The 24,256-nt window shown below is 41.8% G+C and carries 31 protein-coding genes; 22 read left to right on the top strand and 9 right to left on the bottom strand.

Annotation, left to right across the window (positions count from 1 at the left end; translation table 11 throughout):
* The 9 genes from E2L07_RS08080 to E2L07_RS08040 form a co-directional block, all read left to right on the top strand.
* The coding region (locus E2L07_RS08080) for a UPF0236 family transposase-like protein (protein ID WP_208401999.1) at positions 1-748 on the top strand (748 nt) is incomplete at its 5' end.
* 244 nt (positions 749-992) lie between these two features.
* Positions 993-3,404 (top strand): Na+/H+ antiporter subunit A, encoded by a 2,412-nt coding sequence (locus tag E2L07_RS08075; RefSeq protein WP_134229314.1) that lies wholly within the window; start codon positions 993-995, stop codon positions 3,402-3,404.
* Positions 3,401-3,841, top strand: a complete 441-nt coding sequence (locus E2L07_RS08070) for a Na(+)/H(+) antiporter subunit B (protein ID WP_010897485.1) — start codon at positions 3,401-3,403, stop codon at positions 3,839-3,841. The genes E2L07_RS08075 and E2L07_RS08070 overlap by 4 nt, the downstream gene beginning before the upstream one ends.
* Complete coding sequence (locus tag E2L07_RS08065) at positions 3,841-4,179, top strand: Na(+)/H(+) antiporter subunit C (RefSeq protein WP_010897484.1); 339 nt, start codon at positions 3,841-3,843, stop codon at positions 4,177-4,179. Before E2L07_RS08070 ends, E2L07_RS08065 begins: the two co-directional genes overlap by 1 nt.
* Positions 4,172-5,653: a Na+/H+ antiporter subunit D gene (locus tag E2L07_RS08060; protein WP_134229313.1), complete on the top strand. Its 1,482-nt coding sequence runs from the start codon at positions 4,172-4,174 to the stop codon at positions 5,651-5,653. Before E2L07_RS08065 ends, E2L07_RS08060 begins: the two co-directional genes overlap by 8 nt.
* 5 nt (positions 5,654-5,658) lie before the next feature.
* Positions 5,659-6,135, top strand: a complete 477-nt coding sequence (locus E2L07_RS08055; protein WP_010897482.1) for a Na+/H+ antiporter subunit E — start codon at positions 5,659-5,661, stop codon at positions 6,133-6,135.
* Positions 6,135-6,422: a Na(+)/H(+) antiporter subunit F1 gene (locus E2L07_RS08050; RefSeq protein WP_010897481.1), complete on the top strand. Its 288-nt coding sequence runs from the start codon at positions 6,135-6,137 to the stop codon at positions 6,420-6,422. Before E2L07_RS08055 ends, E2L07_RS08050 begins: the two co-directional genes overlap by 1 nt.
* Entirely contained in the window at positions 6,397-6,750 is a 354-nt protein-coding gene (gene mnhG / locus E2L07_RS08045) for a monovalent cation/H(+) antiporter subunit G (RefSeq protein WP_053431544.1), read from the top strand. Before E2L07_RS08050 ends, mnhG begins: the two co-directional genes overlap by 26 nt.
* 108 nt (positions 6,751-6,858) lie before the next feature.
* Complete coding sequence (locus E2L07_RS08040) at positions 6,859-7,317, top strand: small multi-drug export protein (RefSeq protein WP_134229312.1); 459 nt, start codon at positions 6,859-6,861, stop codon at positions 7,315-7,317.
* A gap of 9 nt (positions 7,318-7,326) precedes the next feature.
* Here E2L07_RS08040 and E2L07_RS08035 read toward each other — a convergent pair whose 3' ends face one another.
* Entirely contained in the window at positions 7,327-8,106 is a 780-nt protein-coding gene (locus E2L07_RS08035) for a phosphatidylserine decarboxylase (protein ID WP_134229311.1), read from the bottom strand.
* A gap of 140 nt (positions 8,107-8,246) precedes the next feature.
* Between E2L07_RS08035 and pssA the strand changes: the two genes are divergently transcribed.
* Positions 8,247-8,786, top strand: a complete 540-nt coding sequence (gene pssA, locus E2L07_RS08030) for a CDP-diacylglycerol--serine O-phosphatidyltransferase (protein WP_134229310.1) — start codon at positions 8,247-8,249, stop codon at positions 8,784-8,786.
* Between the two features lie 166 nt (positions 8,787-8,952).
* The gene (locus E2L07_RS08025) at positions 8,953-9,225 is read left to right on the top strand and encodes an HU family DNA-binding protein (RefSeq protein WP_134229309.1); all 273 of its coding nucleotides are present in this window, start codon (positions 8,953-8,955) and stop codon (positions 9,223-9,225) included.
* An 86-nt stretch (positions 9,226-9,311) separates the two neighbouring features.
* On the opposite strand, the gene E2L07_RS08020 is transcribed toward E2L07_RS08025, so the two are convergent.
* Together E2L07_RS08020 and E2L07_RS08015 are read right to left on the bottom strand one after the other, a co-directional pair.
* The gene (locus E2L07_RS08020; protein ID WP_053431545.1) at positions 9,312-10,277 is read right to left on the bottom strand and encodes an alpha/beta hydrolase; all 966 of its coding nucleotides are present in this window, start codon (positions 10,275-10,277) and stop codon (positions 9,312-9,314) included.
* 123 nt (positions 10,278-10,400) lie between these two features.
* Positions 10,401-12,002: a catalase gene (locus E2L07_RS08015; RefSeq protein WP_134229308.1), complete on the bottom strand. Its 1,602-nt coding sequence runs from the start codon at positions 12,000-12,002 to the stop codon at positions 10,401-10,403.
* A 157-nt stretch (positions 12,003-12,159) separates the two neighbouring features.
* Here E2L07_RS08015 and E2L07_RS08010 point away from each other — a divergent pair, with 157 nt between their 5' ends.
* From E2L07_RS08010 to E2L07_RS07995, 4 genes are all read left to right on the top strand, one after another.
* Positions 12,160-12,372 (top strand): sporulation histidine kinase inhibitor Sda, encoded by a 213-nt coding sequence (locus tag E2L07_RS08010; protein ID WP_010897472.1) that lies wholly within the window; start codon positions 12,160-12,162, stop codon positions 12,370-12,372.
* The gene (locus tag E2L07_RS08005; protein WP_010897471.1) at positions 12,350-12,532 is read left to right on the top strand and encodes a hypothetical protein; all 183 of its coding nucleotides are present in this window, start codon (positions 12,350-12,352) and stop codon (positions 12,530-12,532) included. Before E2L07_RS08010 ends, E2L07_RS08005 begins: the two co-directional genes overlap by 23 nt.
* A 265-nt stretch (positions 12,533-12,797) precedes the next feature.
* Positions 12,798-14,300: a transposase gene (locus E2L07_RS08000; protein WP_134228599.1), complete on the top strand. Its 1,503-nt coding sequence runs from the start codon at positions 12,798-12,800 to the stop codon at positions 14,298-14,300.
* 311 nt (positions 14,301-14,611) lie between these two features.
* The gene (locus tag E2L07_RS07995) at positions 14,612-15,400 is read left to right on the top strand and encodes a lytic polysaccharide monooxygenase (protein WP_134229307.1); all 789 of its coding nucleotides are present in this window, start codon (positions 14,612-14,614) and stop codon (positions 15,398-15,400) included.
* A 189-nt stretch (positions 15,401-15,589) separates the two neighbouring features.
* On the opposite strand, the gene E2L07_RS07990 is transcribed toward E2L07_RS07995, so the two are convergent.
* The gene (locus E2L07_RS07990) at positions 15,590-16,309 is read right to left on the bottom strand and encodes a polysaccharide deacetylase family protein (RefSeq protein ID WP_134229306.1); all 720 of its coding nucleotides are present in this window, start codon (positions 16,307-16,309) and stop codon (positions 15,590-15,592) included.
* 193 nt (positions 16,310-16,502) lie between these two features.
* Here E2L07_RS07990 and E2L07_RS07985 point away from each other — a divergent pair, with 193 nt between their 5' ends.
* The gene (locus tag E2L07_RS07985; protein WP_010897468.1) at positions 16,503-17,045 is read left to right on the top strand and encodes a GNAT family N-acetyltransferase; all 543 of its coding nucleotides are present in this window, start codon (positions 16,503-16,505) and stop codon (positions 17,043-17,045) included.
* Positions 17,046-17,063: 18 nt separating this feature from the next.
* On the opposite strand, the gene E2L07_RS07980 is transcribed toward E2L07_RS07985, so the two are convergent.
* Both E2L07_RS07980 and E2L07_RS07975 read right to left on the bottom strand, forming a co-directional pair.
* A complete protein-coding gene (locus tag E2L07_RS07980; protein ID WP_053431548.1) occupies positions 17,064-17,801 on the bottom strand; it encodes a hypothetical protein in 738 nt (245 codons plus the stop codon).
* A gap of 21 nt (positions 17,802-17,822) precedes the next feature.
* Complete coding sequence (locus E2L07_RS07975; RefSeq protein WP_134229305.1) at positions 17,823-18,644, bottom strand: PPC domain-containing protein; 822 nt, start codon at positions 18,642-18,644, stop codon at positions 17,823-17,825.
* A 174-nt stretch (positions 18,645-18,818) separates the two neighbouring features.
* On the opposite strand from E2L07_RS07975, the gene E2L07_RS21200 reads away from it, so the two are divergent.
* On the top strand, positions 18,819-19,247 hold the full coding sequence (locus tag E2L07_RS21200; RefSeq protein ID WP_053431550.1) for a hypothetical protein: 429 nt from the start codon (positions 18,819-18,821) through the stop codon (positions 19,245-19,247).
* 46 nt (positions 19,248-19,293) lie between these two features.
* Positions 19,294-19,647 (top strand): hypothetical protein, encoded by a 354-nt coding sequence (locus E2L07_RS21195; protein WP_243854932.1) that lies wholly within the window; start codon positions 19,294-19,296, stop codon positions 19,645-19,647.
* 218 nt (positions 19,648-19,865) lie between these two features.
* On the opposite strand, the gene E2L07_RS07965 is transcribed toward E2L07_RS21195, so the two are convergent.
* The 3 genes from E2L07_RS07965 to E2L07_RS07955 all read right to left on the bottom strand — a co-directional run bounded on the left by E2L07_RS07965 (position 19,866) and on the right by E2L07_RS07955 (position 21,813).
* Positions 19,866-20,627 carry an N-acetylmuramoyl-L-alanine amidase gene (locus tag E2L07_RS07965; RefSeq protein ID WP_134229304.1) on the bottom strand — a complete coding sequence of 254 codons (762 nt, stop codon included), beginning with the start codon at positions 20,625-20,627 and terminating at the stop codon, positions 19,866-19,868.
* A 143-nt stretch (positions 20,628-20,770) separates the two neighbouring features.
* Positions 20,771-21,055: a BhlA/UviB family holin-like peptide gene (locus tag E2L07_RS07960; RefSeq protein WP_134229303.1), complete on the bottom strand. Its 285-nt coding sequence runs from the start codon at positions 21,053-21,055 to the stop codon at positions 20,771-20,773.
* A 326-nt stretch (positions 21,056-21,381) separates the two neighbouring features.
* Positions 21,382-21,813, bottom strand: coding sequence for an ArpU family phage packaging/lysis transcriptional regulator (locus tag E2L07_RS07955; RefSeq protein ID WP_134229302.1), 432 nt, complete (start codon positions 21,811-21,813; stop codon positions 21,382-21,384).
* A 174-nt stretch (positions 21,814-21,987) separates the two neighbouring features.
* Between E2L07_RS07955 and E2L07_RS07950 the strand changes: the two genes are divergently transcribed.
* From E2L07_RS07950 to E2L07_RS07935, 4 genes are all read left to right on the top strand, one after another.
* Positions 21,988-22,569, top strand: a complete 582-nt coding sequence (locus tag E2L07_RS07950; protein WP_134229301.1) for a DUF421 domain-containing protein — start codon at positions 21,988-21,990, stop codon at positions 22,567-22,569.
* A 253-nt stretch (positions 22,570-22,822) separates the two neighbouring features.
* Positions 22,823-23,161 carry a helix-turn-helix domain-containing protein gene (locus tag E2L07_RS07945; RefSeq protein ID WP_010897456.1) on the top strand — a complete coding sequence of 113 codons (339 nt, stop codon included), beginning with the start codon at positions 22,823-22,825 and terminating at the stop codon, positions 23,159-23,161.
* Between the two features lie 136 nt (positions 23,162-23,297).
* The gene (locus tag E2L07_RS07940) at positions 23,298-23,918 is read left to right on the top strand and encodes an ImmA/IrrE family metallo-endopeptidase (protein ID WP_134229300.1); all 621 of its coding nucleotides are present in this window, start codon (positions 23,298-23,300) and stop codon (positions 23,916-23,918) included.
* Positions 23,887-24,243: a hypothetical protein gene (locus tag E2L07_RS07935; protein ID WP_053431560.1), complete on the top strand. Its 357-nt coding sequence runs from the start codon at positions 23,887-23,889 to the stop codon at positions 24,241-24,243. Before E2L07_RS07940 ends, E2L07_RS07935 begins: the two co-directional genes overlap by 32 nt.
* Positions 24,244-24,256 lie beyond the last annotated feature (13 nt).

Genomic DNA, 24,256 nt, shown 5'->3' with positions numbered 1-24,256 from the left:
AAAAGAAAAGCGACATTATGTTCATCGAGGGAAAGAACCGTTTTGGGAGGGGCTTGAGACTTTTCTCATGGAGACGTTTGACTACGACCCTGCGGTGCATCGACTGGTCATTAATGGGGATGGAGCCACCTGGATCACCAGTTGTCGAGATTATTTTCAAGGGCGAGCCTTCTTTACGATTGATCGTTTCCATGTAGCACGTGATATTAGAAGATTGTTCAAAGGTCATCGGCGTTATCGGGCTATGCAGAAAGCCCTCGCAAAGTACGATGGAGAAACCCTCATGATAGAGCTAAACAGTGCAGTGGGAACGCTTGAGACAGAAGCGAAAGAAGAGCGTTTAGAGGCGCTGATTCATCAGCTTGAGCAATACCCTGAAGCATTGGGAGATTATAGAGAATGGCTGAAAGATCAAGGAATTGATCCGACAGGGTTCCGTCCAATGGGAAGTGCCGAGGGAACGATGAGTGTCTTTGCGAAGCGTCTAAAAAATGGACGAAGTTGGGTTGAAAAAGGTGCTAGTGCCATGATGACAGCGATGGTTGCGTTGATGGATAAAATTCCGCTCAAAACACTGATTGGTCGCGTTGAAAAATGGACAGAACCAAAAGAAGAACGTCCTCCAAAGTATTTTGTGGAGAAGGTAGAAAGTACAATTGGCGAAGCGACACGTAACAACGTCATGTATCTCAAACAAAGAGCGAATATTCCAGTGTATCGAGCACTGAAAGACTTGAAAGGCTTTTAAAAACCATAAGATTCTCAACGAGGAGAACCCTAAAATCCTGAATTCGCTTACACATATGAGGATGGAAAATACTCCTCCCACAAAAGGTTGACACAATCCGAATAGCCACAAAGGATGCACACCATACTAAATAGTGTTATAATTTACGTTAGTTTGGAGAATGTTCGGGTTTCGGACCTGCTTAAGGGGGAATTAAAGAAATTGCCCAGTTGATTGATTTGATACTAGAAGGAGGTTTTTTGACTTGACGCTTTTGCATTGGGCTACAGTTTCACCTTTTTTACTTGCGATCTTCATTCCTATTTTGTATAAATACACAAGATCCATACATACGGGATGGTTTGTGCTCGTCCTTCCGCTCGTGCTATTTGGCTATTTCTTATCGTTATTACCGATAACCTCGAACGGAGGCGTAATCCACGAAACCATTCCTTGGGTTCCTTCACTTGGAATCAACTTTACTGTCTATGTTGACGGACTTAGTTTATTGTTTGCTCTTTTAATCACTGGGATTGGTACTCTTGTCGCCCTTTACTCTATCTACTATTTGTCGAAAAAGACCGAAAAACTGAACAACTTCTATGTTTATTTACTTATGTTTATGGGCGCCATGCTCGGAGTCGTCCTCTCCGATAACTTAATCGTTCTTTACGTATTTTGGGAGCTAACAAGTTTAGCCTCATCCCTATTAATTAGTTATTGGTTCCATCGTGAAAAATCAACGTACGGTGCCCAGAAATCGATGCTCATTACCGTTTTTGGTGGCTTTGCCATGCTCGGGGGGTTTTCACTCCTCTACGTCATTACGGGCACGTTTAGCATCCGAGAGATCATTGAGCAAGCAGATGCTGTTCTTGCTAGTACGTTGTTTTTGCCAGCCATGCTTCTTGTTCTTCTTGGGGCTTTTACAAAATCTGCACAATTTCCATTCCACATTTGGCTTCCGGATGCAATGGAAGCACCGACGCCAGTCAGTGCTTACCTCCACTCCGCAACAATGGTTAAAGCAGGGCTCTACCTTGTATCTCGCTTAACACCTGTTTTCGGCGGAACACCAGAGTGGTTTTGGTTACTTGCAGGATTTGGGATCATTACATTGTGCTGGGGGTCCATCTCAGCCGTTCGTCAAAAAGACCTTAAATCCATTTTGGCCTTCTCAACCATTAGCCAGCTTGGGTTAATTATGTGCTTGTTCGGTCTAGGGTCAGCTACTCTCCATTTTGATCCTACTGACAGCACGACAAAGTTTTATGCAACCGCCACTTTGGCAGCCGTTTTTCACTTAATTAACCATGCTACTTTTAAAGGAAGCTTGTTTATGACGGTTGGAATCATTGATCATGAAACCGGTACTAGGGATATTCGTAAACTCGGCGGATTAATGGCCATTATGCCTGTGACCTTTACTGTTTCATTAATTGGACTCGCCGCTATGGCTGGATTACCACCGTTCAATGGGTTTCTTAGTAAGGAAATGTTTTTCTCTGGAGTCGTAAATGCCACTACGTTAGGAATTTTTAATATGGAAACGTGGGGATTCCTGTTCCCTGTTCTTGCGTGGGTTGCAAGTGTTTTTACATTCGTCTACTGTGCAATCATGTTTTTCCGCACGTTTACAGGGGAGTTTAAGAAGGAAAATTACGACGTACATGTCCATGAAGCACCAATGGGAATGCTGATCAGTCCAGTTATCCTTGGTTCTCTCGTCGTTATTTTTGGATTGTTCCCTAACTTGCTAACTTACACGATTATAGAGCCAGCCGTTACTGCCATTTTAGGAGCAGATGTTTTTGGCGGAGAGGCGAACATTTATCTTTGGCATGGGTTTAACCCTGAGCTCTTTATGACGATCGCTGTCGTTGCTTTTGGAACCTTGATTTTTATGAACATGAAAAAATGGCAGCAAACAGCCTTTTACTTAAGAGAGCGCGATCCATTAAACCGAGTGTACGACAGCTCCCTCGATTGGTTAATTAAAGGTTCTCAAGGAATTACACGAGTGCAAATGACAGGGATGCTACGCGATTATTTTGCGTACATGTGTGTCTTTATGATTTTGCTGTTTGGCTATACGATGGTTCGCTATAATGCCTTCGCTATTGACACGGTAAATGTCTCTGTTATTTCACCTTATATGTGGGTATTAACACTCGTTTTCATCGGGTCAACCCTTGCAATTCCTTTTATTAATCATCGCATTACAGCGATTATTGTCGTCGGTGTCATCGGATTTCTCCTAGCTTTGTTCTTTGTTATATTCCGAGCTCCAGACTTGGCACTTACGCAGTTACTTGTAGAGACCGTGACAGTTGTTCTCTTCATGCTGGCCTTTTATCACTTGCCAGAGCTACGAAAAGAGAAGTTCACACCGCGTTTCAATCTCGTCAACCTCTTTATTTCCATCGGTGTTGGTGGGCTTGTCACGTTGATTGCTTTAAGCTCTTTCGCATTGGGCACAGAAGCAGGCTTGGGAACCATTTCTGAGTACTTCATCGAAAACTCAAAGGAGCTTGCAGGTGGATACAACATGGTCAATGTCATCCTTGTTGATTTCCGTGGACTCGATACACTTCTTGAGGTACTCGTACTTGGAATCGCAGCACTTGGTGTCATTGCGATGATTAAATTACGGATGACTGGGAGGGAGGATGTATGAAAAACAACTCGTTCAAATCCAACGAGGTGATGCTTCATACGGTAACACGAATTGTGACCTTCATCATTCTCTCCTTTTCCGTCTACTTGTTTTTTGCTGGACACAATGATCCAGGGGGCGGCTTTATTGGAGGATTGATGACGGCAAGTGCCTTTTTGCTCATGTACCTTGCCTTTGATATGGATAGCATGAAGAAGGCGCTTCCGTTTAACTTTACAGCTTTGATCGCGATCGGACTGCTGCTCGCCATTTTCACAGGCGTATCTAGCATGCTCGCTGGCGATCCGTTTCTCACTCAATATTTTAGATACTTTCAGCTACCGATTTTAGGAGAAACAGAGTTAACGACGGCACTTCCATTCGACTTAGGCATTTACTTAGTCGTGATAGGAATCGCCCTCACCATTATTTTGACGATCGCGGAGGATGATGCGTAATGGAAATTTTAATGTCCATCACAGTCGGTGTCCTATTTATGGTCGGCACATACATGATTCTAACGAAAAGTCTATTACGCGTCGTTTTAGGGCTTGTGCTCCTGTCTCATGGAGCACACCTCCTGCTTTTAACGATGGCGGGCTTACAACGGGGCGTGCCACCGCTTCTGTCCATTGATGCACCATACTTTGCAGATCCACTTCCTCAAGCTTTAATCTTGACGGCTATCGTCATCAGCTTCGGGGTAACGTCCTTTTTGCTCGTACTTGCTTATCGAACCTATAAAGAACATCAAACAGATGATCTGGATCAATTAAGGGGAACTGCTGATGAGTAACTTAGTCATTCTACCAATTTTATTACCGTTTATCGTTGGTTCCTTTCTCATTTTGTTTGCAAAGCATCACGGGATTCAACGATTTCTTACAGCAATAACGATGGTTGGCCTGCTGTTGTTTTCCTTTTATTTAGCAACCCTTGTTTATCAAGAAGGAATCTATACACTTCAGCTTGGAAATTGGCCAGCCCCGTTCGGAATTGTGCTCGTCGCTGATATGTTTGCGACGATGATGATCATTCTTTCGAGCATTGTTGGCGTCGCATGTTTATTTTTTGCCTTTCAGACTATTTCATCTGAAAGAGAACGCTATTACTTTTATCCGTTTTACTTGTTTTTAATTGCGGGAGTGAATGGGGCGTTTCTTACTGGCGATCTCTTTAACTTATTCGTCTTTTTCGAAGTGATGCTCATCGCTTCCTATGCGTTGATTGTTTTGGGAGGCACGAAGTATCAGTTACGTGAGTCTTTCAAATATGTCGTGATTAATGTTTTTGCTTCCATTTTGTTTATCGTAGGTGTCGCCTATCTCTATTCAGTCACAGGGACACTGAACTTTGCGGACTTAGCTATTCGCGTGGCAGAGCTAGAGCAACAAGGGGTGCTCAATGTGATCGCGATTTTGTTCTTGGTCGTATTCGGGATGAAGGGTGCTTTATTCCCTCTCTATTTCTGGCTTCCAAGATCCTATTATGGACCACCTGCTGCAATTGCCGCCTTGTTCGGTGGCTTGCTAACAAAGGTTGGAATTTACGCGATTATCAGGACATTTACACTTATTTTTAACCATGACCCGAGCTTTACGCATACGATAATACTCGCTTTGGCTGGATTCACGATGTTTTTCGGTGTCTTGGGAGCAGTATCGCAATTTGACTTTAAGCGTATCCTCTCCTACCACATCATTAGTCAGGTCGGTTACATGGTCATGGGGCTCGGGATTTTTACTCCCCTTGCCCTTGCAGGTGCGATTTATTATATCGCCCACCATATTATTGTAAAAGCAGCCCTCTTCTTATTTGCAGGGGCAACAGAAAAAATCACAGGGACGACGGAATTGAAAAAGATGGGCGGCCTTTTAAAGACCCACCCATGGCTTGCATGGTTGTTCTTTATTTCAGCCATTTCACTTGCAGGAATTCCTCCACTAAGCGGCTTCTTCAGTAAATTCGCTCTGATTCTTGCAGGCTTTGAAGAAGGTCGATATGTGATCGTAACTGTCGCGCTCATCGTCGGTTTGCTCACCCTTTTCTCGATGATGAAGATTTTCATTTATGCGTTTTGGGGCGAGCAAAAGCATACAGAGCAGCAAGCAAAAATGCCAATTGGAAAACTTTTGCTACCGATCGCTCCTCTCGTCGTGCTAACGATCGGCTTAGGATTCGGAGCAGAACCAATCTTCCAATACTCGCTGCAAGTGGCCGACGAGCTATTAAATCCATCCGTCTACATCGAATCTGTGCTTAAGGAGTAGTTGCCATGGCGTTACAAATATTACTAAACCTTGTCATCGCGATCATCTGGATGTTCCTACAAAACAGCTTTACGTTCGCTGACTTTTTAGTCGGCTATGTAGTCGGTATTGGAATCTTAATCGCGCTCCGCAGGTTTATGATCTTTGACCTTTATTTTCGCAAGGTTTGGGCATGGATCAAGTTAATTGTTTTGTTTTTCAAGGAGCTCGTATTGGCCAATATTGACGTGACTAAAATTGTTCTCAGTCCAAAGCTTGACATTACTCCAGGAATCGTAGCGGTACCGACAAAACTAAAATCAGATTGGGAGTTAACCCTTTTAGCTGGCTTAATCTCTCTCACTCCTGGTACGTTGTCAATGGATTTTTCAGATGACAAGAAATACATTTATATTCACTCCATTCACGTGCCTGATAAGGAAGCGATGATACGGGAAATTCACGACACGTTTGAAAAAGCGATTTTGGAGGTGACTGCGTAATGTTTGAAACGGTTTTACACGTCGTTTTAGTCATTATGTCCCTCTCCCTTGCGGCTTGCTTTTATCGAACCATTGTCGGCCCGACGATGTCGGATCGAATTGTCGCTCTTGATACGTTTGGGATTAACCTTATTGGGTTTATTGGGATTATTATGATCCTTCAAGAGACCATCGCCTATGCGGAAGTTATTCTAGTGCTAGGCATCTTAGCCTTTGTCGGTTCCATCGCATTAGCTAAGTTTTTAGAAAGGGGGACTATTTTTGACCGCAGTCGAGATCATCGTTAGTTTATTCATCTTGCTAGGAGCGTTTTTAAGCTTTCTTGGCAGTGTTGGGATTATTCGCTTTCCAGATGTTTATGGCCGGATACATGCGGCAACGAAAAGTGCGACGCTCGGTGTTATCTCGATCATGGTCGCCACCTTCCTTTACTTCCTCTTGATTGAAGGTCTGTTCGTTGGGAAAATTCTATTTACGATCTTATTTGTGTTTCTGACCGCACCTGTGGCTGGGCTTATGATTTCCCGCTCTGCCTACCGGATTGGTGTTCCATTATGGGATCAATCGGTTCAGGACGATTTAAAAAAAGTGTATGCTAAAAAGAGACAAACATAAAACAGGGCACCACTGCCCTGTTTTTTTGTGCAAGCTGAACCATTGCTAAATGATGTCTTGGACGCTACACTGTAATTTGTGACTTATACGAAAAGGAGAGAATGTTTCATGATGACCCTTTGGGAATACGTGCTCATTTTTTTAGCGGCGGCTACTCCTTGGCTTGAAGCGATCGTTGTTGTACCATTAGGCATTATTCGCGGGCTAAATCCATGGCTCGTATCAGTCGTAGCATTTATCGGTAATTGGCTGACGATTTTGCTCGTCATTATATTTTATGAAAAGTTTCAAGCATGGCGAGAAAAACGCCGAGCCCAAAAAGGGATAGAAACACCGCCAGAATCAAAACGGCAAAAGCGGGCACGTCATATTTGGAACCGATACGGCCTCCCAGGTTTAGCCTTAGGGGGACCGCTCGTCATCGGTACCCATCTATCCGCGTTAATGGCCCTTGCCTTTCGCTCACCGAAATATTTAGTGACTGGATGGATTACCTTTAGCTTGGCGCTTTGGATCGTTGTTTTTGCGGTTGGGACGTTTTACGGATTTAGCTGGTTTCAACGCTAATAGACTTGTTTAGCGTAGCCAGCTCCCTACCTTTTCCCCCATCTTTACCTCAACAGCTCGAGGCTGATGATCCAATTGCATCGTTCCTTTTTCAAAAAACAGCATAACGGATGAACCAAAGGCAAAATAGCCGATCTCCTCCCCTTTGTCTACATGCTCTGATTGATGAGTCGGTACAATACTGTTCACGTTAAGGGCCCCGATTTTGGCCACGATACAGCGCCCCTCTTCTGCCTCTAACTCGGTGAGCAAACGATAGTTCCTTGATAGTGGCCGTTTCCCATAACGCAATCCGAGATTATTTACAGGAGCCGATTTATTCCCTAATGTCCATTGATCTTTGATTGTGCCGTTTACTGGACTATGAATTCTGTGATAATGACTTGGACTTAAATAAAAAAGCAAGTACGTCCCCTCTCGATAGAGCTTGGCTTTTTCTTTTCCACCTAACATTTCCTCCAGTGTATAGGTCTGATTTTTCACGACAAAGTTTGCCTCGTCTGATAGAGTTCCTTGCTCAGCTAAAACGCCATCAACTGGGCTGACAATGCTTTTAGGTGATAAATCAATTGGACGACAGTTTTCCGTTAACGTTCTTGTAAATACCTCTTGAAGCGATTGATAAGTATGAAGTGGTTTTTCTGCTTCCTGCCCATTGATGTTATAAACTCTTACAAACGAAGGAATTAACCAACGGCTCGCTTTAGAAGTAGTAAATGCTTTTAGCATCGATGACAGGACAGGATGACTACTCAATTCGAAGCATAGTCTAAAAAATGTTTTTCTCACGACGTTCTTTCACCTACTATTTCATCAGTAAACTTTCATAAAACAATCATTCTTTCGCTCTAGTTATTTCGTTAGTAATGTGCTATTATAATCTTTTAAGAAGAGGAATTTACATTTTTTTCTGAGGGGAGGGGAACAACATGTTTCTACTTCAACAATTAGATCATACTATAAAGAAAATGAAAAGCCAACTAGCAAATTTCTTCACAATTATAAATTTAAGCTGCGGCGTGTTTGCGATTTTGTTTACCCTTCAAGGGGAACTACGAGTAAGTTTACTTTTTATTACGATAGCTGCTGTCTTTGATCGTCTAGATGGAGCAGCTGCAAGAAAGTTTGACTGTTCATCTGATTTTGGAAAGCAACTTGATTCCTTAACAGACATTATTTCTTTCGGTGTAGCTCCTGCACTCATGATCTATCATGCCATCTTATTTGATTTCGGATACGCTGGAGCACTGTTTACTGTCTTTTACATTGCTTGTGGCGCTATTCGCCTAGCACGCTTCAACATTACAGAAAATCATAATAGTTTCATCGGATTGCCAATCACAGCTGCTGGCTGCATACTCACCTTGCTCTATTTAGCTGTCGGTTATTGGCCAGATTATACGTTCATGTTTGCGATTTTAATTTTGTCGTTTCTCATGGTTAGTACAATCCGCGTCCGGAAAATGTAAGCTATCGATAGCGAAAAGGGTCAAAACTTGTAGAAAAAATGACAGAAATCGTGAAAATATCGGGTTTTTTGCTTTAAATTTGGTCTGAAGGCTTGACACGACAAGGGTTTCATGAGAAATTTTACTTGCAGGCTTTATTATCCAAGGAATGAAAGGGAGTTTTTTCATGAACAAAACAGATTTAATCAATGCAGTGGCAGATCAAGCAGAACTTTCTAAAAAGGACGCTTCTAAAGCAGTCGACGCTGTTTTTGAAAGCATTACTGGTGCATTAAAAGAAGGCGGCAAAGTTCAACTTGTTGGTTTCGGTAGCTTCGAAGTACGTGAGCGTTCTGCTCGTAAAGGTCGCAACCCTCAAACTGGTGAAGAAATCGAAATCCCAGCTACAAAAAACCCTGCGTTCAAGCCTGGTAAACAACTTAAAGACGCAGTAAACTAAAGACGAGGTACATACCTCGGCGATTGAAAAAAGGAGCGAGGACAACCCCTCGCTCCTTTTTCAGCCAACAACCCTTCTCGCCGCGTTTATTCTGTAAAGCTTTTTTCGAGAAAAGCGAGAATGCGCTCTTCATATTCCTCTGACTGCTCATTGATCGTTTTTACATGTCCCTCATTTTCAGGTAGCCACAGTTCTGCTTGGCCGTCTGCTGCCTCAAAAATCGCTTCACTGTCCCTATGGGGGATCGCTTCATCCCATCTTCCATGAATAAGAAAGAGTTTTGTTTCTCCAATCGGCGAAACAGCATCTACGGGACTAACTTGATCAATATCGGCACCAATTAAAACCGGGATCGTTTGCAATACAACCCAAGTGAATGGGACGTCTGGTAAGTCACTCCAATGGGATAAATTTTCCGATAAGTATTGGCGCAAATTCGCGAATGGACTATCGGCTATGACGATTTGAACATCCTCTGATTGTTGCGTAGCCAAAATAGCAGAAACCGCCCCCATCGACCAACCAATGACTGCGATCTCCTCAACGTGCTTTTCTGCTTTTACAAACGCGATAGCGGAAAGAAGATCATCTGTTTCGTATTGACCAATCGTTGTATACGTACCACCTGATTCGCCTGAACCACGATAATCAAACAGTAATAAGTGATACCCCTCTTTCGCCAACCGCTTAGCAAAAGGCAAAATATCGTTTTCTCCTTGAAGACGCGAATGACGATAGCCATGGGAGAAAACAACAGCGCGATCTGTCCCTAGCTCTTCTCCGTTGTCTTGAGCCGGTATCCACCAGCCTTTTAATTCGACTTCATCTTTCTCGCTGTAAAAGACAACATCTTCAAATAGTAGCCCATAATCAGTCGGTGATTCGTCAATCACTTCCCTTTCTGGATGGGATAAGTTCCACCCGACATAAACAGATATTCCTACAATCGAAAGACCCCCAAGAAACGCAAGCACGCAAACACTTAAAATGACACGGTGAAGCCAACGTTTCTTTACTGGTGGTCTGGATAAAGGTGAATGGGTATTCGCCAACGAAAGTACCTCCCCCTCAATAATTAAGCGCTTACATATACATTATAATCCTATTTTCAGTCCAAAAGAGCTATATTTTATGATTAAAAAAAGAACCTCACAACATGAGGTTCTCGCAATGCTTTAATAAGGATCTGAAGGATGTCCCAGAGCTTCTGCCGCATGCATCGCCGCATCCCCATCTACACCGCCTTGTGGCTGCCTATGAGTATCTGCTCCCTTTTGTTTCTCTAACCCTTCCTTCACCCTTCGTCCATACTCAGGGTCACATTGGCTAAAGTGATCAATCATTTGCTTTTGAATGTCTTCATGACAAGGTGCGAGTGTGTTCACAAGATTCAAAATAAGATCATTTCGCTCCCAGTCTGACAACCGGCGATAGGTTTCACCTGCCTGTCCATAATCGTTTCGCCTATCGATGCTCGCCCGTTGCAGTTCACCTTCAACATACGGGGTATGGTCCTGGCCATCTTGCTTTGCTTCTTTTAGCCCATTTAATAAAGATGGCTCATAGTTTACATGGGGGTTTTGCTTTGGTCCTATGTCCACATGGTATTCCATTTGTCCATCTCGCTGATTCGTTGCTACCCGTTTTTTGGGGGCATTGATAGGTAACTGTAAATAATTTGCCCCTACCCGATACCGTTGTGTATCAGAATAAGAAAACGTTCGGCCCTGCAATAGCTTATCGTCTGAGAAATCAAGGCCATCGACGAGTACACCCGTCCCAAAGGCGGCTTGTTCCACCTCTGCAAAGTAGTTTTCAGGATTTTTATTTAACACCATTCTGCCAACGGGTACCCATGGGAATTGATCTTTATACCACAATTTCGTGGGATCTAGCGGGTCAAAATCAAGCTCTCGATGGGCATCATCACTCATAATTTGCACATACAATTCCCACTCTGGATAATCTCCGTCCTCAATCGCTTCGTACAAATCCAAAGTTGCATGGTTAAAGTTTTTCGCTTGTATGGCCTCTGCTTCCTTCTGCGTTAAATTTTTGATTCCTTGCTTCGGTTCCCAATGGTATTTAACGAGAACCGCATTCCCCTCTTCATTTACCCATTTGTAGGTGTTTACGCCAGACCCTTGCATCATTCGATAGTTAGCAGGTATGCCCCACGGTGAGAACAAGAATGTGATCATGTGCATGGCCTCTGGTGTTTGTGAAATAAAATCAAAGATCCGTTCTCCATCTTGTACATTCGTAACCGGATCTGGCTTGAACGCATGAACCAAATCAGGAAATTTCAACGGATCACGGATAAAGAAGATTTTTAAGTTGTTCCCTACTAAATCCCAGTTACCATCTTCGGTATAAAACTTCACCGCAAATCCCCTAGGGTCTCGTAATGTCTCTGGTGAATGCCCACCGTGAATGACCGAGGAAAAACGAACAAAAACCGGTGTTTGCTTGCCTTTTTCCGTGAACACTTTCGCACGAGTATACTTCGAAATGGGTTCATCCCCATATGTACCATAGCTTTCAAAATAACCGTGTGCCCCTGTCCCTCTGGCATGAACGACACGCTCTGGAATACGTTCTCGGTCAAAATGGCTAATTTTCTCAAGAAAATCATAATTCTCTAAAGTAGTAGGCCCGCGATCTCCCACTGTTCGAACATGCTGGTTGTTCGTGACAGGATGACCCTGTCTGTTCGTTAACGTTTCATCTGTTTCATTGTCAGATCGCTTATTGGGATCTTGATTTTGATCTTTCATCTTATCACTCCTTCACTCTATGATCTTTATTAGCTTGCACAAACTTTCCATCATTATGTAAAAAAAAGGAGGGATTTCAATCTACTACAAAAAAACAGTTTGCTCTATGAAAAATTGGGGCATATATCCTTAAAAATAGATAAGATGGAGGAATTTCATGGAGACATTATCAGACACATTTCTTATGGAAGCATGTAAATATGCCATAAAGCTTAACCTAGATCCTGATTTTATCCATATTTTAATAGAGGAATGTGAACGTCGAAGCCTTCCAATTCCTGAGAATGATTTGTCTCTACAAGGTCATGCTATAGATGAAACGTTAAATCAAAAGGAGCTGCTTGCAAATGCCGATTCTCACGGTTCATAACCGGAACATTGACGCGATTCCGTTTGAAGAAATAACGGATGCACGATTGTTTGCTACTGATGAACAAGCTATCATCAAAAAAGAAGACAGTCACTTGTTCTATGTTGTTGATCAAGTTGATGGAAAATGGGCAGCAGCATATGGCTTTGAATTGTATTAAAAATAACCTGTTGCTCTGCCTCCTTTTCTGATAATAGACTCTCGGCATTCGCCGAGCTTTGTGGTTCAAGGATTTTCCTCAAACCAATTTATTTCATCCCTCCTATTTTAGGTGGGATTTTTTAATGTTCATTTTTTAAAACTGGAAATTAATTATCAAAATATTTTCTCGAATTCGACAAGAAACACTTGACTTTTCAAAAACACCACAATAATCGCCGGTGAAGGGATTATTTTCCCTTACTACTTGTGATTGAGGTGCCAAAATGAAACCAACGTTTATTGCACACGAAACTTATCAAAACTTCGTTCTAAATCAGTTAAATGCCCATTATTCTGGCGGCATTCTTACCCTTGTTAATAAGGATTGGCCAGTAATTAAAAAGCTTTGGATAACTGATCTCTCTTCGGTAACTACATGGCTTGGTGATTCCTATTCCAAAAAGGGACCAAAGCCTCGTGACCCTGCTTCTATGATGCGTTCTTATCTGCTTTCATTATTTGTTCAACCTACAAAAGGTATTACTCATTGGGTTGATCAACTTCGTCGCGTTCCGTTGTATGCAATTCTTAGCGGTTTTGAACCCGGTGACACACCAGGTGTTGGAACATTTGAAGACTTTTTCAAACGTTTATGGGCCTTCGAAAGCCCGAATGTTATGCCGAAGGTCAAACCTAAAAAGAAAAAGTCAAAAAAGAAAAAGAAGCCTAAAAAGGGTGAAAAAGCTGAACCTAAGAATCCCGGAATTGTTCGTAAACTCGTTGATCGGGCAATGCGTTATGGTTCCAAACAAAAACAACTGCCAGGAGACCGATTATTTGAGTTTTTTCAATCCCAATTTTTAGCGGTTTCTACGAAACTTGGTCTTCTTGGGGATCCCGAAGCTCTAGGTGTAGTTGGAGATGGGACACCAATTGAAACAGCTAGGTACCCGAGAAGTAAATCAACCTGTAATTGTAGTGCCCAAGGACTAACGAACTGTACTCACCCACGCCAGTATTCACAACCCGACATCGACTCAGGCTGGGATAGTTCTAAGGAAAAGTACTTCAACGGATATCATCTCTACATGATATCCACTAGCGATAGCCAATACGACTTACCGCTATATCCACGGCTGCATCCTGCTTCCCGGCATGATTCAGTCAGCCTAGTGGTTAGTTCAATTGAATTTTCGCAACGGTACACCTTGGGCACGATTGATAAAATTCTTCTTGATGCAGCGCACGATGCTGAGGCCATTTATGAGCTACTTGAACATCAAAATGTGGAACCCTTCATCGATTTAAATGTTCGAACAAAGAAGAACTTTAGTACAGAAAGTGATATTCAAATATCTCCAACAGGTGTTCCAATCTGTCCGATTGGGAAGGAGATGAAGCCCAACGGGTTTGACAAATCTCAAAATCGGCAAAAATGGCGTTGTCCACTTGCTTGCGGTACCAAAAATACATGCTCATCACCGTGTTCAAAAGCAAAATATGGTCGGACATTCCATACATTCAGAGAGGATAATCTACGATTATTTACCAAAACACCAAGGTCCTCTGAAAAGTGGAAACTTATATACAAACGAAGAACCTCTGTTGAACGTTCTAATAAAAGAGAAAAAATAGATTATCACTTGGAATCTGGACGCCACCGGTCAACAAAAATGTGGTACATTCGCCTATACGCCATAATGATGTGTCAGCACATCGATGCTTGGTACAGCAGTCAGAAAGAGCAGTTAAATATTGAAGAAATCATCTTTCCTAAAGCCGCCTAGTCAATTTTTAAAAAAATAATGGCAATAGGTTTCTTTGTCATGCACATTTTTGAAAATACAATGAAAATAATGAGTGTGCAGGCCATTCCAATCCAATTTCCAGTAATTTTGGTTCATTTCACCCGGAAAATTGTTATTTATTCCGAGACTCTATGATAACTCACTTTTCTGAGATCCCCTTATATCTACAACTGTCTCACCCCCCTAATTTTTCACAAATCATTACAATCAAGAAAAATTCGTATTAAAATTCATTGCTTGATAATATACATTTTCGTGAAAGTTGTAATTACCTATTCAAGGAGGATGTTATGGTAAGACAAAACCTCACGAAATGTTGTCGTCTCATTGTGGTACACACAGCTGTACTCGGATTGTTGATGCTTGCAGGGATTCAAGTAGCCTCAGCCCATGGCTATATTGAAAATCCTAGCTCTCGAGCCCTACTCTGCCAACAATCCATCAACCAAGACTGTGGTGCGGTTATTTGGGAACCTCAAAGCTTAGAAGCCCCTAAAGGCTTTCCGGGACCGAGCATTCCCGATGGGCAAATCGCCTCAGCCGGTGGTGTGTTTCCGAAGCTTGATGAACAAAGCTCGACCCGTTGGTCAAAGGTTCCCCTTTCTAGTGGAACTCAAACATTCACTTGGCACCTAACCGCAAGGCATGCAACAGCTAAATGGCATTATTACGTGACAAAGCCGAACTGGAATCCAAATGAGCCCTTAACAAGAGATCAATTTGAGCTCATTCCTTTTTATGAACAATATGATGGCGGAGCACGGCCAGGGGAGAAGGTCACTCACGAAGTGACGATCCCAGAGCGCACAGGTTACCACGTGATCTTAGGTGTATGGGATGTCGCTGATACAGCCAATGCTTTTTACAATGTCATTGACGTTGAATTCGGAAATGGAAATGACACGCCACCCGTAGATCCTAGCCCTCAACCACCAGAACCTTCCCCTTACCCTATTTGGGATGCAACAACCGTTTATTTAGGTGGTGACCGCGTCCTGTATGACGGTCGCGCGTATGAAGCAAGATGGTGGACACTCGGCGAGGTACCAGGAAGCGCTGACGTCTGGCGCCCTCTTTAAATGCATGGCCCCCTATCAAATCAAATAGGGGGCATTACATATCTTTTTTCTTCACATCGCTCACTTGATCTTCAGGCTGACGCTTTTTTAATAAAGTGAGTGGTGCTCTGATTACTAAATCGAGCCAGTTGGAGAAGTGATACGGAGCAAACGGGTATGTATCCAAGAAAAGAGAGCGATCCAAGTAATTTATGAATCGATCTCTTCATATTCAAGTAGCTCGGACACCGTAACAAAGGTGTATCCTTCCTGTTTTAACGCTGGAATGAGCTCCTTAACCGCTTCTATCGACGGCTTTCGACTTTCATACATAACGTGCAGCAAAATAATCGAACCAGGTTCCACCGTTTCCATTACATAATCGGTTATTTTTTGTGAATCCATTGTGATTTCTGGGAATGTTTCTGGCTCAATATTCCATAAGACCGTCTTTCGCTCCTGTTGGGATAAATAATAAGGCAACACCACTAGCTTTTTTCCAAACGGTGGCCTGAAATGAATGTCTCCCTCATATCCAGCTTGACGGATCCATTCATCCGTTCGTTCAATTTCCTCGCGAATAAACGAAGGAGACTTGAACACCATTCGCTGATGAGAATACGAGTGATTGCCTATTTCATGCCCTGCTGCAACGATTTTTTGCGCCTCCTCCATATGCTCTTCTATTTCTCTCCCTGTTAGGAAAAAGGTTGCCTTTATGTCTTCCTCTTGTAGAATTGAAAGGATATCATCCGTTAAAGCCGTCGGCCCATCGTCAAATGTCAAGGCAATAACAGGCTCATTTGTGGCAACATGATTAACAAGCCCACCAAAAACTTGGAAACTTCTCGACTTTGACCATTCGTTCACTCCATATACGCCCAAAAGTATCGTAAGAGTCGTCAGAAGGATAATCAAACCCTTTCTCATAAATACCTCCTGTTATACTTTTTCATTCTGTCTATCAGACTATCATCGTTTAACAAAACTTTCAGTAATGGCATGATGATTTTTTGCTCATCATGATATGATAAATCATAGTACGGAACAGAAGGGACTGACTCATGCACAGATCATTTCAACAGTTAACGAACGGAAATGATTTTTATTTGGAGGGGAAAGCGTGAAAGCAGAACTAAAAACCGAACGACTTTACTTACGAGAAATGACGTTAGACGATGCCCAGGCTCTCTTTTGCATCTGGTCAGACCCTGATGTAACTAAATTCATGAACGTGGAAGCATTCAAAACGGAAGCACAAGCCATTGATATGATTAAGCTGTTGACCTCTTTATCAGCAGAAAAAAAAGCACTTCGTTTTACCATGATTGAGACAGGAACGAATACAGTCATTGGCTCATGTGGCTACAACGAAATCGATTGGGAGGTAGGGAGCGCTGAAATTGGCTATGAACTTGATCAATCCTATTGGGGTAAAGGCTACGGAACAGAAGCAATCACCGCTTTAATACATTATGCATTTGACCATCTTCAACTCAAAAGAATGGTAGCCAAGGTAGAACCAGCTAACGTGGGCTCCATCAAAATCCTAGAAAAGCTTCACTTTCGCGATGAGGGCGAAGTCATAGAAAATTCCAAAGGAAAGACTACTAAGCTAACGGTGTATGTCAAACGAACAAGCAAAGAGGAAGGAGCCCAATTTTAGGGCCCCTTTTTCTTTTGATCATGGATACTGCAATTCATCAGAGTACGTAAAAGTAGCTGAACGATTGGGAATGTGATCAATTCCTATAAGTAGGACGGCCCTTACTTTTGCAATCATCGCTTGAACGTATTCGTTAAGCTCACCCTTCCCTCTACTAGCTTTCTCCATCAATTCGTTTAATTGATCATTACCTGTAAGTTTCCCATCTTGATTAAGGGATACATCCTCAATAGTCGTGTTAGCAAATTGTCTTAAAAAATGATCCGCATGCCATTTATCGTACATTTGTGTTCGTTCGACTGAGGCACCATTTTTAAAGGATTTTACCGTTTGGTCATGTTCAAGTAAGCGAAAACCAATGTTCGTTTGATTTAAAACGGCTTCGATTTGTTTGGCTTTTTCCTTATCAGATAATCCTGTAACTGTTATCTGAAAACGGTAAGAAACGTCGATTGTGAAGGATTCCCCTTCCTCTAGGTGAATGTCGTTTTCGTTAAGGTGATCCTGGATCGTTTTACTTAAGCGCTCTCGATCCTGTGCCAAACTATAGTTTAAAAAATCAAGCCCATTCATTTGACTTCCCATAGTTCGTACATTTTGTTTGTCTAACGCCTTTTGACTAATGCTCACCGTATCATACTGACGATGAATCTTTCTAGCTGAGTAATCGGTCGAGTCAGCTCGTTTTTTCATTATATTTTTATACAGTTGACGATCGTAGCGGCTATTCATTAGATCATGAAAAAACAAGTTCATCTGATTTTCCACGCCTTTCGATTAATAATGATATGTTTCATCATATTCGTACGTAATTCTTAATTGAGGGTTTCGCCAAGTCGAGCTGCTGTGTGCTAAGGAATAGTATCTTACATTCCATATCGTTTTTACAGGGAGTTCCTTAGCGACTGTAATATCAGGAAACGAGCCACTCCCTGAAATCGAGGTATACCAGATCCCTTCTGATCCGTTCATTACTTCTCGGTACGTGTGACCTAAACTTGGCGAGATGGTCCCTTGAGCACTTACACTCCGTACGATTGCACCATCAGGAACCGCCTGTTGATTACTCAGATTAACGGAAGCTACTTGTGAAGTAGTTCCTGCTCCTGGACTTGTTAATACCGTAGGCGTCAAATTAGCCGTATAAGTGGCCGTTTTAATACGGTCGATAAAGGGTAAACGATAGAAATTCCAGTCGTCATAGCTACCATCTGCAGACCGTACGAGGACAATATAGGAGCCCGTTTCAGGAACATCAAAGCGAATGATTTCATCTTGGTTGCCCGATCTTGTGGAATAATCGATGAGAGGGTATCCATAGCTGTCTTTATAAAGGTAGAGATCGTAGTTCACATGATTCGGAATTTGTGATAAGCGAATCGCTAAACGATCCCCTTTACTAGCAGTAAACTGATAGTAATCGTAATCTTCCGGCGCATGTATCGTTCCTGACAACAGTTTGTACTTCCAATTCCCTAGTGGATACGCAGTGTTAAACGTATTGTTTTCCTCATACTGGTCAATAATTCTAGGCTCACTTTCTGCATGCACCAAATTAGTTGGAACAAGAAACAGCAACAAGAGCAACGACAAGACCATTTTTTACCATAGATAGAGCCTCCCATATTTCAAACTATTTTTCCTTCCTATCAATTGTATCGGATTCTATTTTTTGTATTTTAGCGAATCTGTGAATTTTTTCTAAAATTTTGCTATGATGGAAACGTGAGCACCTTAATGATCGTAATGTATGGGTACTAAAAGGAGGATCACATGATCAAACATTGTATGCACTTGATCGCATTTATCCTAGTGGCCAATCTTGTATCTGCATGCTCGTTCCATGAAGAAACAGCAGAAGAATCAAATGAACAAGATCTGATCCCACGCGATGACTTTGAACCGCTTTTTACTATCGGGGATGAACATCCGACAATGGAAAACTTAGTGAAAAAAGGACATATTCTTTTAAATGGGTTAGACGTTAAAAAAGAGGTTGGTCCAATTCAATTAACACTAGATGAAGTAGATATCTTTCAAGATGTGAAGACAGACCAGTACTATTACCTTTTTCGTTTAAGTGATTTTGGCAATCATTCTGACCAGATTGTTGTCTTTGATCTTCATAACATCAATGATGGCCTCCAAGGTCAAGCAATGATTTCTACAAATAAGGGAGACGTTAAAACAAAGAAAGATTGAACCCAATCCGTTTGAAATCTATGTCATACGACCAAACGATCTCTTAATGTTCACAGAGATCATGTTCCCCGTTTCCGATAATCACCCGGAAAATATTGAATTTATCACATTACATTTGCCCGAAGCTTATACTATAGACGAGGAACACGTCACCTTTCCTGAATCGACAAAAGAAGCGTTAGCTCAATACTTTAACGATCTAATGGTAGAATCTGCTGAAACAGATGAAGATGAAAATGAAGAGGTCGATCTTCCTGGTGATCTTTATCGTGGAGCCCTAGAAATAGCCGAATACCTTCCACCTGATAAACCTGAGTTTGATTTGGAGTATCTCGAACAAGTAGCTGATGATGTCACGATTCATATTGAAATGAACAAGCGGTTAGAGTTAGAAGAGTAGACTCTGTTTAGAAGCTATCTTTTCGCGAGAGATCATTTAATAGTCATTAAAAATACCATGCGAAAACAATCTTTATATTTTATTGCATTTATGAACCAACAGAATATAAAACACCTGGAAAATTCATTAATAGATCCCCTCCATTTAAATTTGATTTTTTCGACCACCATAAAAAAAGTAGGTCCTCTAAAATAGACCTACTAAAAGTGATGATTCATTTAGCCAACAGTAATAACTGCCTCATATCCCTTGGATTGCAGTTCTTCCACTAAGGCTTCTGCATTTGAACGCTGGGCGAATGCACCAACCTGAACCTTGAATAGCCCGTCTGCTTGATAGATGTACGGGCTGTAGCCGTCATTACGTAAACGCTCGGCTAAGGCCTCAGCGTTCGCTCTTTGCGAAAATGCCCCGCACTGAACCTTGTACAAACTGTTCGTTTTTCTTTCGAGACCGAATGCTTCGGCAATGCCATTCACATGACCGCGTGCAATTCGAGTCAAGAACGAAGGACTTTTTAAGCGCTCAGCGTCATTCGCATTATCAATGAACAAGTTTTCTGTCAAGATGGCAGGCATGGCCGTTTCCCGAAGAACCACAAAGTTCGCATGTTTACGACCCCGATCCGTCACATTTATCTCTTGGACGATCGCTGGGTGAACGATGTTTTGTAGTTGCTGCGTTCGTGTAGGAAGGCTAGAATGAATATAGGATTCAAATCCGGTTCCCCCGCCTGCGTTAATATGAACGGAACAAAAATAGTCAGCTTCCCAATTGTTCGCCATCGTCGCACGTTCAGATAGACTGACGGCTGTATCGCTATCTCGGCTCATTCTTACCTCAACTCCATCATATTCGGTTAGGAGCATGTCCCGAATTTGCCGCGAAATCGTTAAGGTTAAATCTTTTTCACGCATCCCATTTCCTACTGCACCCGAATCGCTACCACCGTGACCTGGGTCAATAAAAATTTTTGTCATATCCAATCACTCTCCTATTGAAATGACTTCTCTATACCATATGATTGTCCGAACACGACCGAAACGGCGATTGCCGATATGGCTGTCCCCTTCCAAACGAATGAGAATTTTGTATACTCCACCCTATTTTCTCAATGCAACACTTAGCTGCGTCTCTGCACATACATGTTTTGTTCAACTCGATCCATTCGCTTTTCTAACGAACGAAGTGAAAGTTGAATTTGTTCCAACGTTTCTGCTGTTTTCTCTTGGCTTTCGTTTGAGCGATGAAGATGTTCGATCAATGCATTTTCACGCTTACGTGAATCTTCACGATGGACCTGATTTTCCTTTTTCATTTCACGGATAAAATAAGCAGCAAGCAGAATGCACAAAATCGCCCAAACGGCTTGACTTGTCGCGATTTCATTTGCTACGGTGTAATCCACACTCTAGAGCCTCCTTTTTCGATGCTAGAATGAAGAATTGATACTTGGCTTTTTGAGCTAAAAAGTCATTCCATTCTGCTCCATTCAAGATGAATTCATTTGTGTAAGGATCATTCGCTTCACTCCCTTCCCCGTCTTTTCTCACACTGTAGGAATGAACATACTTACACTTGAACTATGCAAAAAAAAGGGAGCTTTTCAGCTCACCCATAAAACGCGTTCCTTTTTATTGCATGTGCTAGTTCAAGTTAGGTGCTATTCCCTACTACCATCATACAACGTTATTTGAAACACGAAGTGCCACCTTTGTGCCATGAAAGTGCCACCTACTCATACAACAATGGTAGCTTTAAAGCTAAAGCCAATTTGTAAAAGGCTCGAGCTTTAATCCGATAATATTGCCGGTGGCTCAGTCCCATTTCATTGTAAATGATATAATCGAACGTCTCGTCTTCTTGCAAATACCGCTGAACAACAATGGCTCTCTCTGTTTCTGTAAGTTTGCTTACTGCCTTTACGACCCGATCGATGTGGGCTCTCTTTTCATTTCTTCGGTCCACATTATCGACTGCAGCTTCCTCCGTTTTACTATAAAATGCGTTTGTATGACTCGGTGGTATGAGGGAGAACGATTGAGTCATTTTCGGTAGCTCCGACTCGTCAAGGGTTAATAGGCAGAAACGATACGCTTCTAATTCTTTTTCCACAGCTGCGCGAACCTTCTTCTGATCCAGCTTTGGTATAGCTAACGATGTCATTTGTTTTTCCCCCTTATCATTTTCATGTCTATCTCGCATCAATTGAGATCTCCAGCTTGTCCATCTTCCTCACGCTTGTTTATAGGAACAATTCCAAGTAGCTTATTTCATAAAATGTTGTTCACTGTCTATACTACTAGTTGTGAATTTGTTTTTCTTAAAGGAGCTGACAACATGGATTTTGCATGGCAAGCGATCATTATGATGCTTTCAGGTTTCCTCTTACTTCGCATTTCTGGTCGAAAATCAATTGCTCAGATGTCCATCCCTACAACTGTCGTTATGATTTCGATTGGTGCCATCATCGTTCAACCGATTATCGAGCATAGTATGATTAAAACGATTGTGACGATCGCCATTTTTGTTGCTCTTCTTATTGTTCTTGAGTTTTTACAAATGAAGATTGATGTTCTAGAAAAGCTGCTGTCTGGTCAAGCCATCAGCGTAATTGAAAACGGTCAGTTTAACCTAAAAAACATAAGGAAAATCCGAATGACGATTGACAAAATCGAAATGCAAATGCGCCAAAATGGCATTTCCAATATTGCAGACATTAAAAATGCAACAATTGAGCCAAACGGTCAAATGGGATATGAGCTAAAGCCTGATGCAAGGCCGTTAACAGTAGGTGAATTCAAAAAGTTAATGGGTGCGATGGTCATAAAACAGAATCAATCGGCCGATATTGATGGTAGCCTCTTTTATGAAGTCATCCAAGATGAGCACGCAGTTTCACCACCAGATGAATTAAAATAAACATAAACCTGAACGTGCATTTTTTGCACAATGACAGTTAAAAAATAAATCATACTGCTTGTGTGATCTAAATTACATTCACAAATCTCTTTTAGATCGTTCACGTTTTGCACCTCCAGTGTGAAGTTTCTACACATATGGTAACGTGCATTTTCTTCACAGTCAAGAGATATTGTTCATTTTTTGCACAAATATTTGATTGTGCAGAAAATTCACGTATAATGTTCATATACTACACAATAAGGTGATAATGATGAGTTTCGGTAAAAGGCTACGATCACTGCGAATAAACAAAAAGCTATCGCAGGAAGAGCTTGCGAAAACGTTAGGTCTTAATCGGTCAACTCTAGCTCGATACGAATTAGAAAATACCCAACCTGATTATGAAACCCTAACAAAAATGGCTGATTTCTTCCAAGTAACAACCGATTATATTCTTGGCAGAGTCGATGATGAGACGACTCAGCTAAGCATTTCTTTCTCCCACGGCGGTGAAGAATTAACAGAGGATGAAAAAGCTCACCTTGAGCAAGAATTAAAAAAATATCGTGAGCTTAAGGAGCGGTTTTTCCATGAAAAGCTGAGAGAATAAAAGTTTATGGAATCTGTTCCAAAAATACGTTATAATTAAAAACAACTATCAAATCTACTAAAGCCCCTTATTTAAAGCGTGGCTTCTTCTTTTAACAAAAGACAGAACATACATTCGTGTGAACAGGTGATTTTTCATGAGATTTAGAACGACTAATGATTCAAAATATAGCCAATTAATGAAAAACAAAGGTTTCGAAACAGTGGAACATCTGGCAATTGACCATGTAGCAACCGCATTTAATACAATGGTCCTTTATCATGATTTTCCAAGTCACGCAACATATGATCATGACTTTGCGATCATTCGCTTAAAGCGGAATCCTGTTCCAACGATGCGCAAAGAATTTTTTCATGAATTAGCCCATGTCATTGCCCACTACGGAGATCAGAATCAACTTCCTCAGGAGTTCAACTCTTTACAAGAAAGGCAAGCCTACTGGATTTCTCTTTATCTTGCAATGCCACGCCACATTTTTGAACCGCTCGCTTTTAAGCATCAATGTATTGCAACGTTAGCTGAATTGTTTGAGCTGCCTGAAGAGATGATCAATGAACGGGTAAAAACGATTCAAAGGGAGCAATGTCGTACAAATCAGCAAATTCAATTACACGAACAGGAGTCAAAATTTCGTACAAAAAGCTTGCAACCTAAACGAATCTATCCATCAACCTATGATGTGTTAAAACAATTAGAAAGCCAAGTCGGAGAGGAGAACATAAACTATGAGGTTTCACGTTTATTACGAGGACATTGATGGACAGCTTCAGCCGCAATGGTTACTAGTCCCGGCTTTCGCCTCGGAGGAAGCTCCTTCGTATTCCCTTACCACTCCCTTTGAACGCTTCTATCCTGAAGATTTCTACGATCATCATATGATCTTATCCGTTAGTCAAGGCGCTCTAATGAAAAATCCCTCCGCATCCTCCCATTTTTCCATCCACCTTCCGACCGTTCAAAGAGATCTCACAGTGAACGGTCATCCCGCTCAGGCCGTTAATGAAGCTAATTTTTTCTTAATCAGGATGGAGGACCTTGAGGAGGTATTGCAAATGGATGTGAGAGGCTGTTTTAAGTTTTGAGCATTTAATCAAT

The organism is Halalkalibacterium halodurans, assembly GCF_004376175.1.
GTDB classification, from domain to species: Bacteria; Bacillota; Bacilli; order Bacillales; family Bacillaceae_D; genus Halalkalibacterium; species Halalkalibacterium halodurans.
Note: the sequence above shows the minus strand (reverse complement) of the source record. Positions and strands in the feature narration are given on the sequence as shown.

What these genes read in the sequence shown, in the direction of transcription:
- E2L07_RS07950 (WP_134229301.1), top strand. Translation starts at nt 21,988, where the DNA reads ATGGATTTTGCATGGCAAGCGATCATTATGATGCTTTCAGGTTTCCTC.
- E2L07_RS08000 (WP_134228599.1), top strand. Translation starts at nt 12,798, where the DNA reads ATGAAACCAACGTTTATTGCACACGAAACTTATCAAAACTTCGTTCTA.
- E2L07_RS08065 (WP_010897484.1), top strand. Translation starts at nt 3,841, where the DNA reads ATGGAAATTTTAATGTCCATCACAGTCGGTGTCCTATTTATGGTCGGC.
- E2L07_RS08055 (WP_010897482.1), top strand. Translation starts at nt 5,659, where the DNA reads ATGGCGTTACAAATATTACTAAACCTTGTCATCGCGATCATCTGGATG.
- E2L07_RS07990 (WP_134229306.1), bottom strand. Translation starts at nt 16,309, where the DNA reads ATGAGAAAGGGTTTGATTATCCTTCTGACGACTCTTACGATACTTTTG.
- E2L07_RS07955 (WP_134229302.1), bottom strand. Translation starts at nt 21,813, where the DNA reads ATGACATCGTTAGCTATACCAAAGCTGGATCAGAAGAAGGTTCGCGCA.
- E2L07_RS07980 (WP_053431548.1), bottom strand. Translation starts at nt 17,801, where the DNA reads ATGAACTTGTTTTTTCATGATCTAATGAATAGCCGCTACGATCGTCAA.
- E2L07_RS08070 (WP_010897485.1), top strand. Translation starts at nt 3,401, where the DNA reads ATGAAAAACAACTCGTTCAAATCCAACGAGGTGATGCTTCATACGGTA.
- E2L07_RS07965 (WP_134229304.1), bottom strand. Translation starts at nt 20,627, where the DNA reads ATGACAAAAATTTTTATTGACCCAGGTCACGGTGGTAGCGATTCGGGT.
- E2L07_RS07995 (WP_134229307.1), top strand. Translation starts at nt 14,612, where the DNA reads ATGGTAAGACAAAACCTCACGAAATGTTGTCGTCTCATTGTGGTACAC.
- E2L07_RS07975 (WP_134229305.1), bottom strand. Translation starts at nt 18,644, where the DNA reads ATGGTCTTGTCGTTGCTCTTGTTGCTGTTTCTTGTTCCAACTAATTTG.
- E2L07_RS21200 (WP_053431550.1), top strand. Translation starts at nt 18,819, where the DNA reads ATGATCAAACATTGTATGCACTTGATCGCATTTATCCTAGTGGCCAAT.
- E2L07_RS08060 (WP_134229313.1), top strand. Translation starts at nt 4,172, where the DNA reads ATGAGTAACTTAGTCATTCTACCAATTTTATTACCGTTTATCGTTGGT.
- E2L07_RS07940 (WP_134229300.1), top strand. Translation starts at nt 23,298, where the DNA reads ATGAGATTTAGAACGACTAATGATTCAAAATATAGCCAATTAATGAAA.
- E2L07_RS08010 (WP_010897472.1), top strand. Translation starts at nt 12,160, where the DNA reads ATGGAGACATTATCAGACACATTTCTTATGGAAGCATGTAAATATGCC.
- pssA (WP_134229310.1), top strand. Translation starts at nt 8,247, where the DNA reads ATGTTTCTACTTCAACAATTAGATCATACTATAAAGAAAATGAAAAGC.
- E2L07_RS08050 (WP_010897481.1), top strand. Translation starts at nt 6,135, where the DNA reads ATGTTTGAAACGGTTTTACACGTCGTTTTAGTCATTATGTCCCTCTCC.
- E2L07_RS07935 (WP_053431560.1), top strand. Translation starts at nt 23,887, where the DNA reads ATGAGGTTTCACGTTTATTACGAGGACATTGATGGACAGCTTCAGCCG.
- E2L07_RS08025 (WP_134229309.1), top strand. Translation starts at nt 8,953, where the DNA reads ATGAACAAAACAGATTTAATCAATGCAGTGGCAGATCAAGCAGAACTT.
- E2L07_RS21195 (WP_243854932.1), top strand. Translation starts at nt 19,294, where the DNA reads ATGTTCACAGAGATCATGTTCCCCGTTTCCGATAATCACCCGGAAAAT.
- E2L07_RS08005 (WP_010897471.1), top strand. Translation starts at nt 12,350, where the DNA reads ATGCCGATTCTCACGGTTCATAACCGGAACATTGACGCGATTCCGTTT.
- E2L07_RS08015 (WP_134229308.1), bottom strand. Translation starts at nt 12,002, where the DNA reads ATGAAAGATCAAAATCAAGATCCCAATAAGCGATCTGACAATGAAACA.
- E2L07_RS08040 (WP_134229312.1), top strand. Translation starts at nt 6,859, where the DNA reads ATGATGACCCTTTGGGAATACGTGCTCATTTTTTTAGCGGCGGCTACT.
- E2L07_RS07945 (WP_010897456.1), top strand. Translation starts at nt 22,823, where the DNA reads ATGAGTTTCGGTAAAAGGCTACGATCACTGCGAATAAACAAAAAGCTA.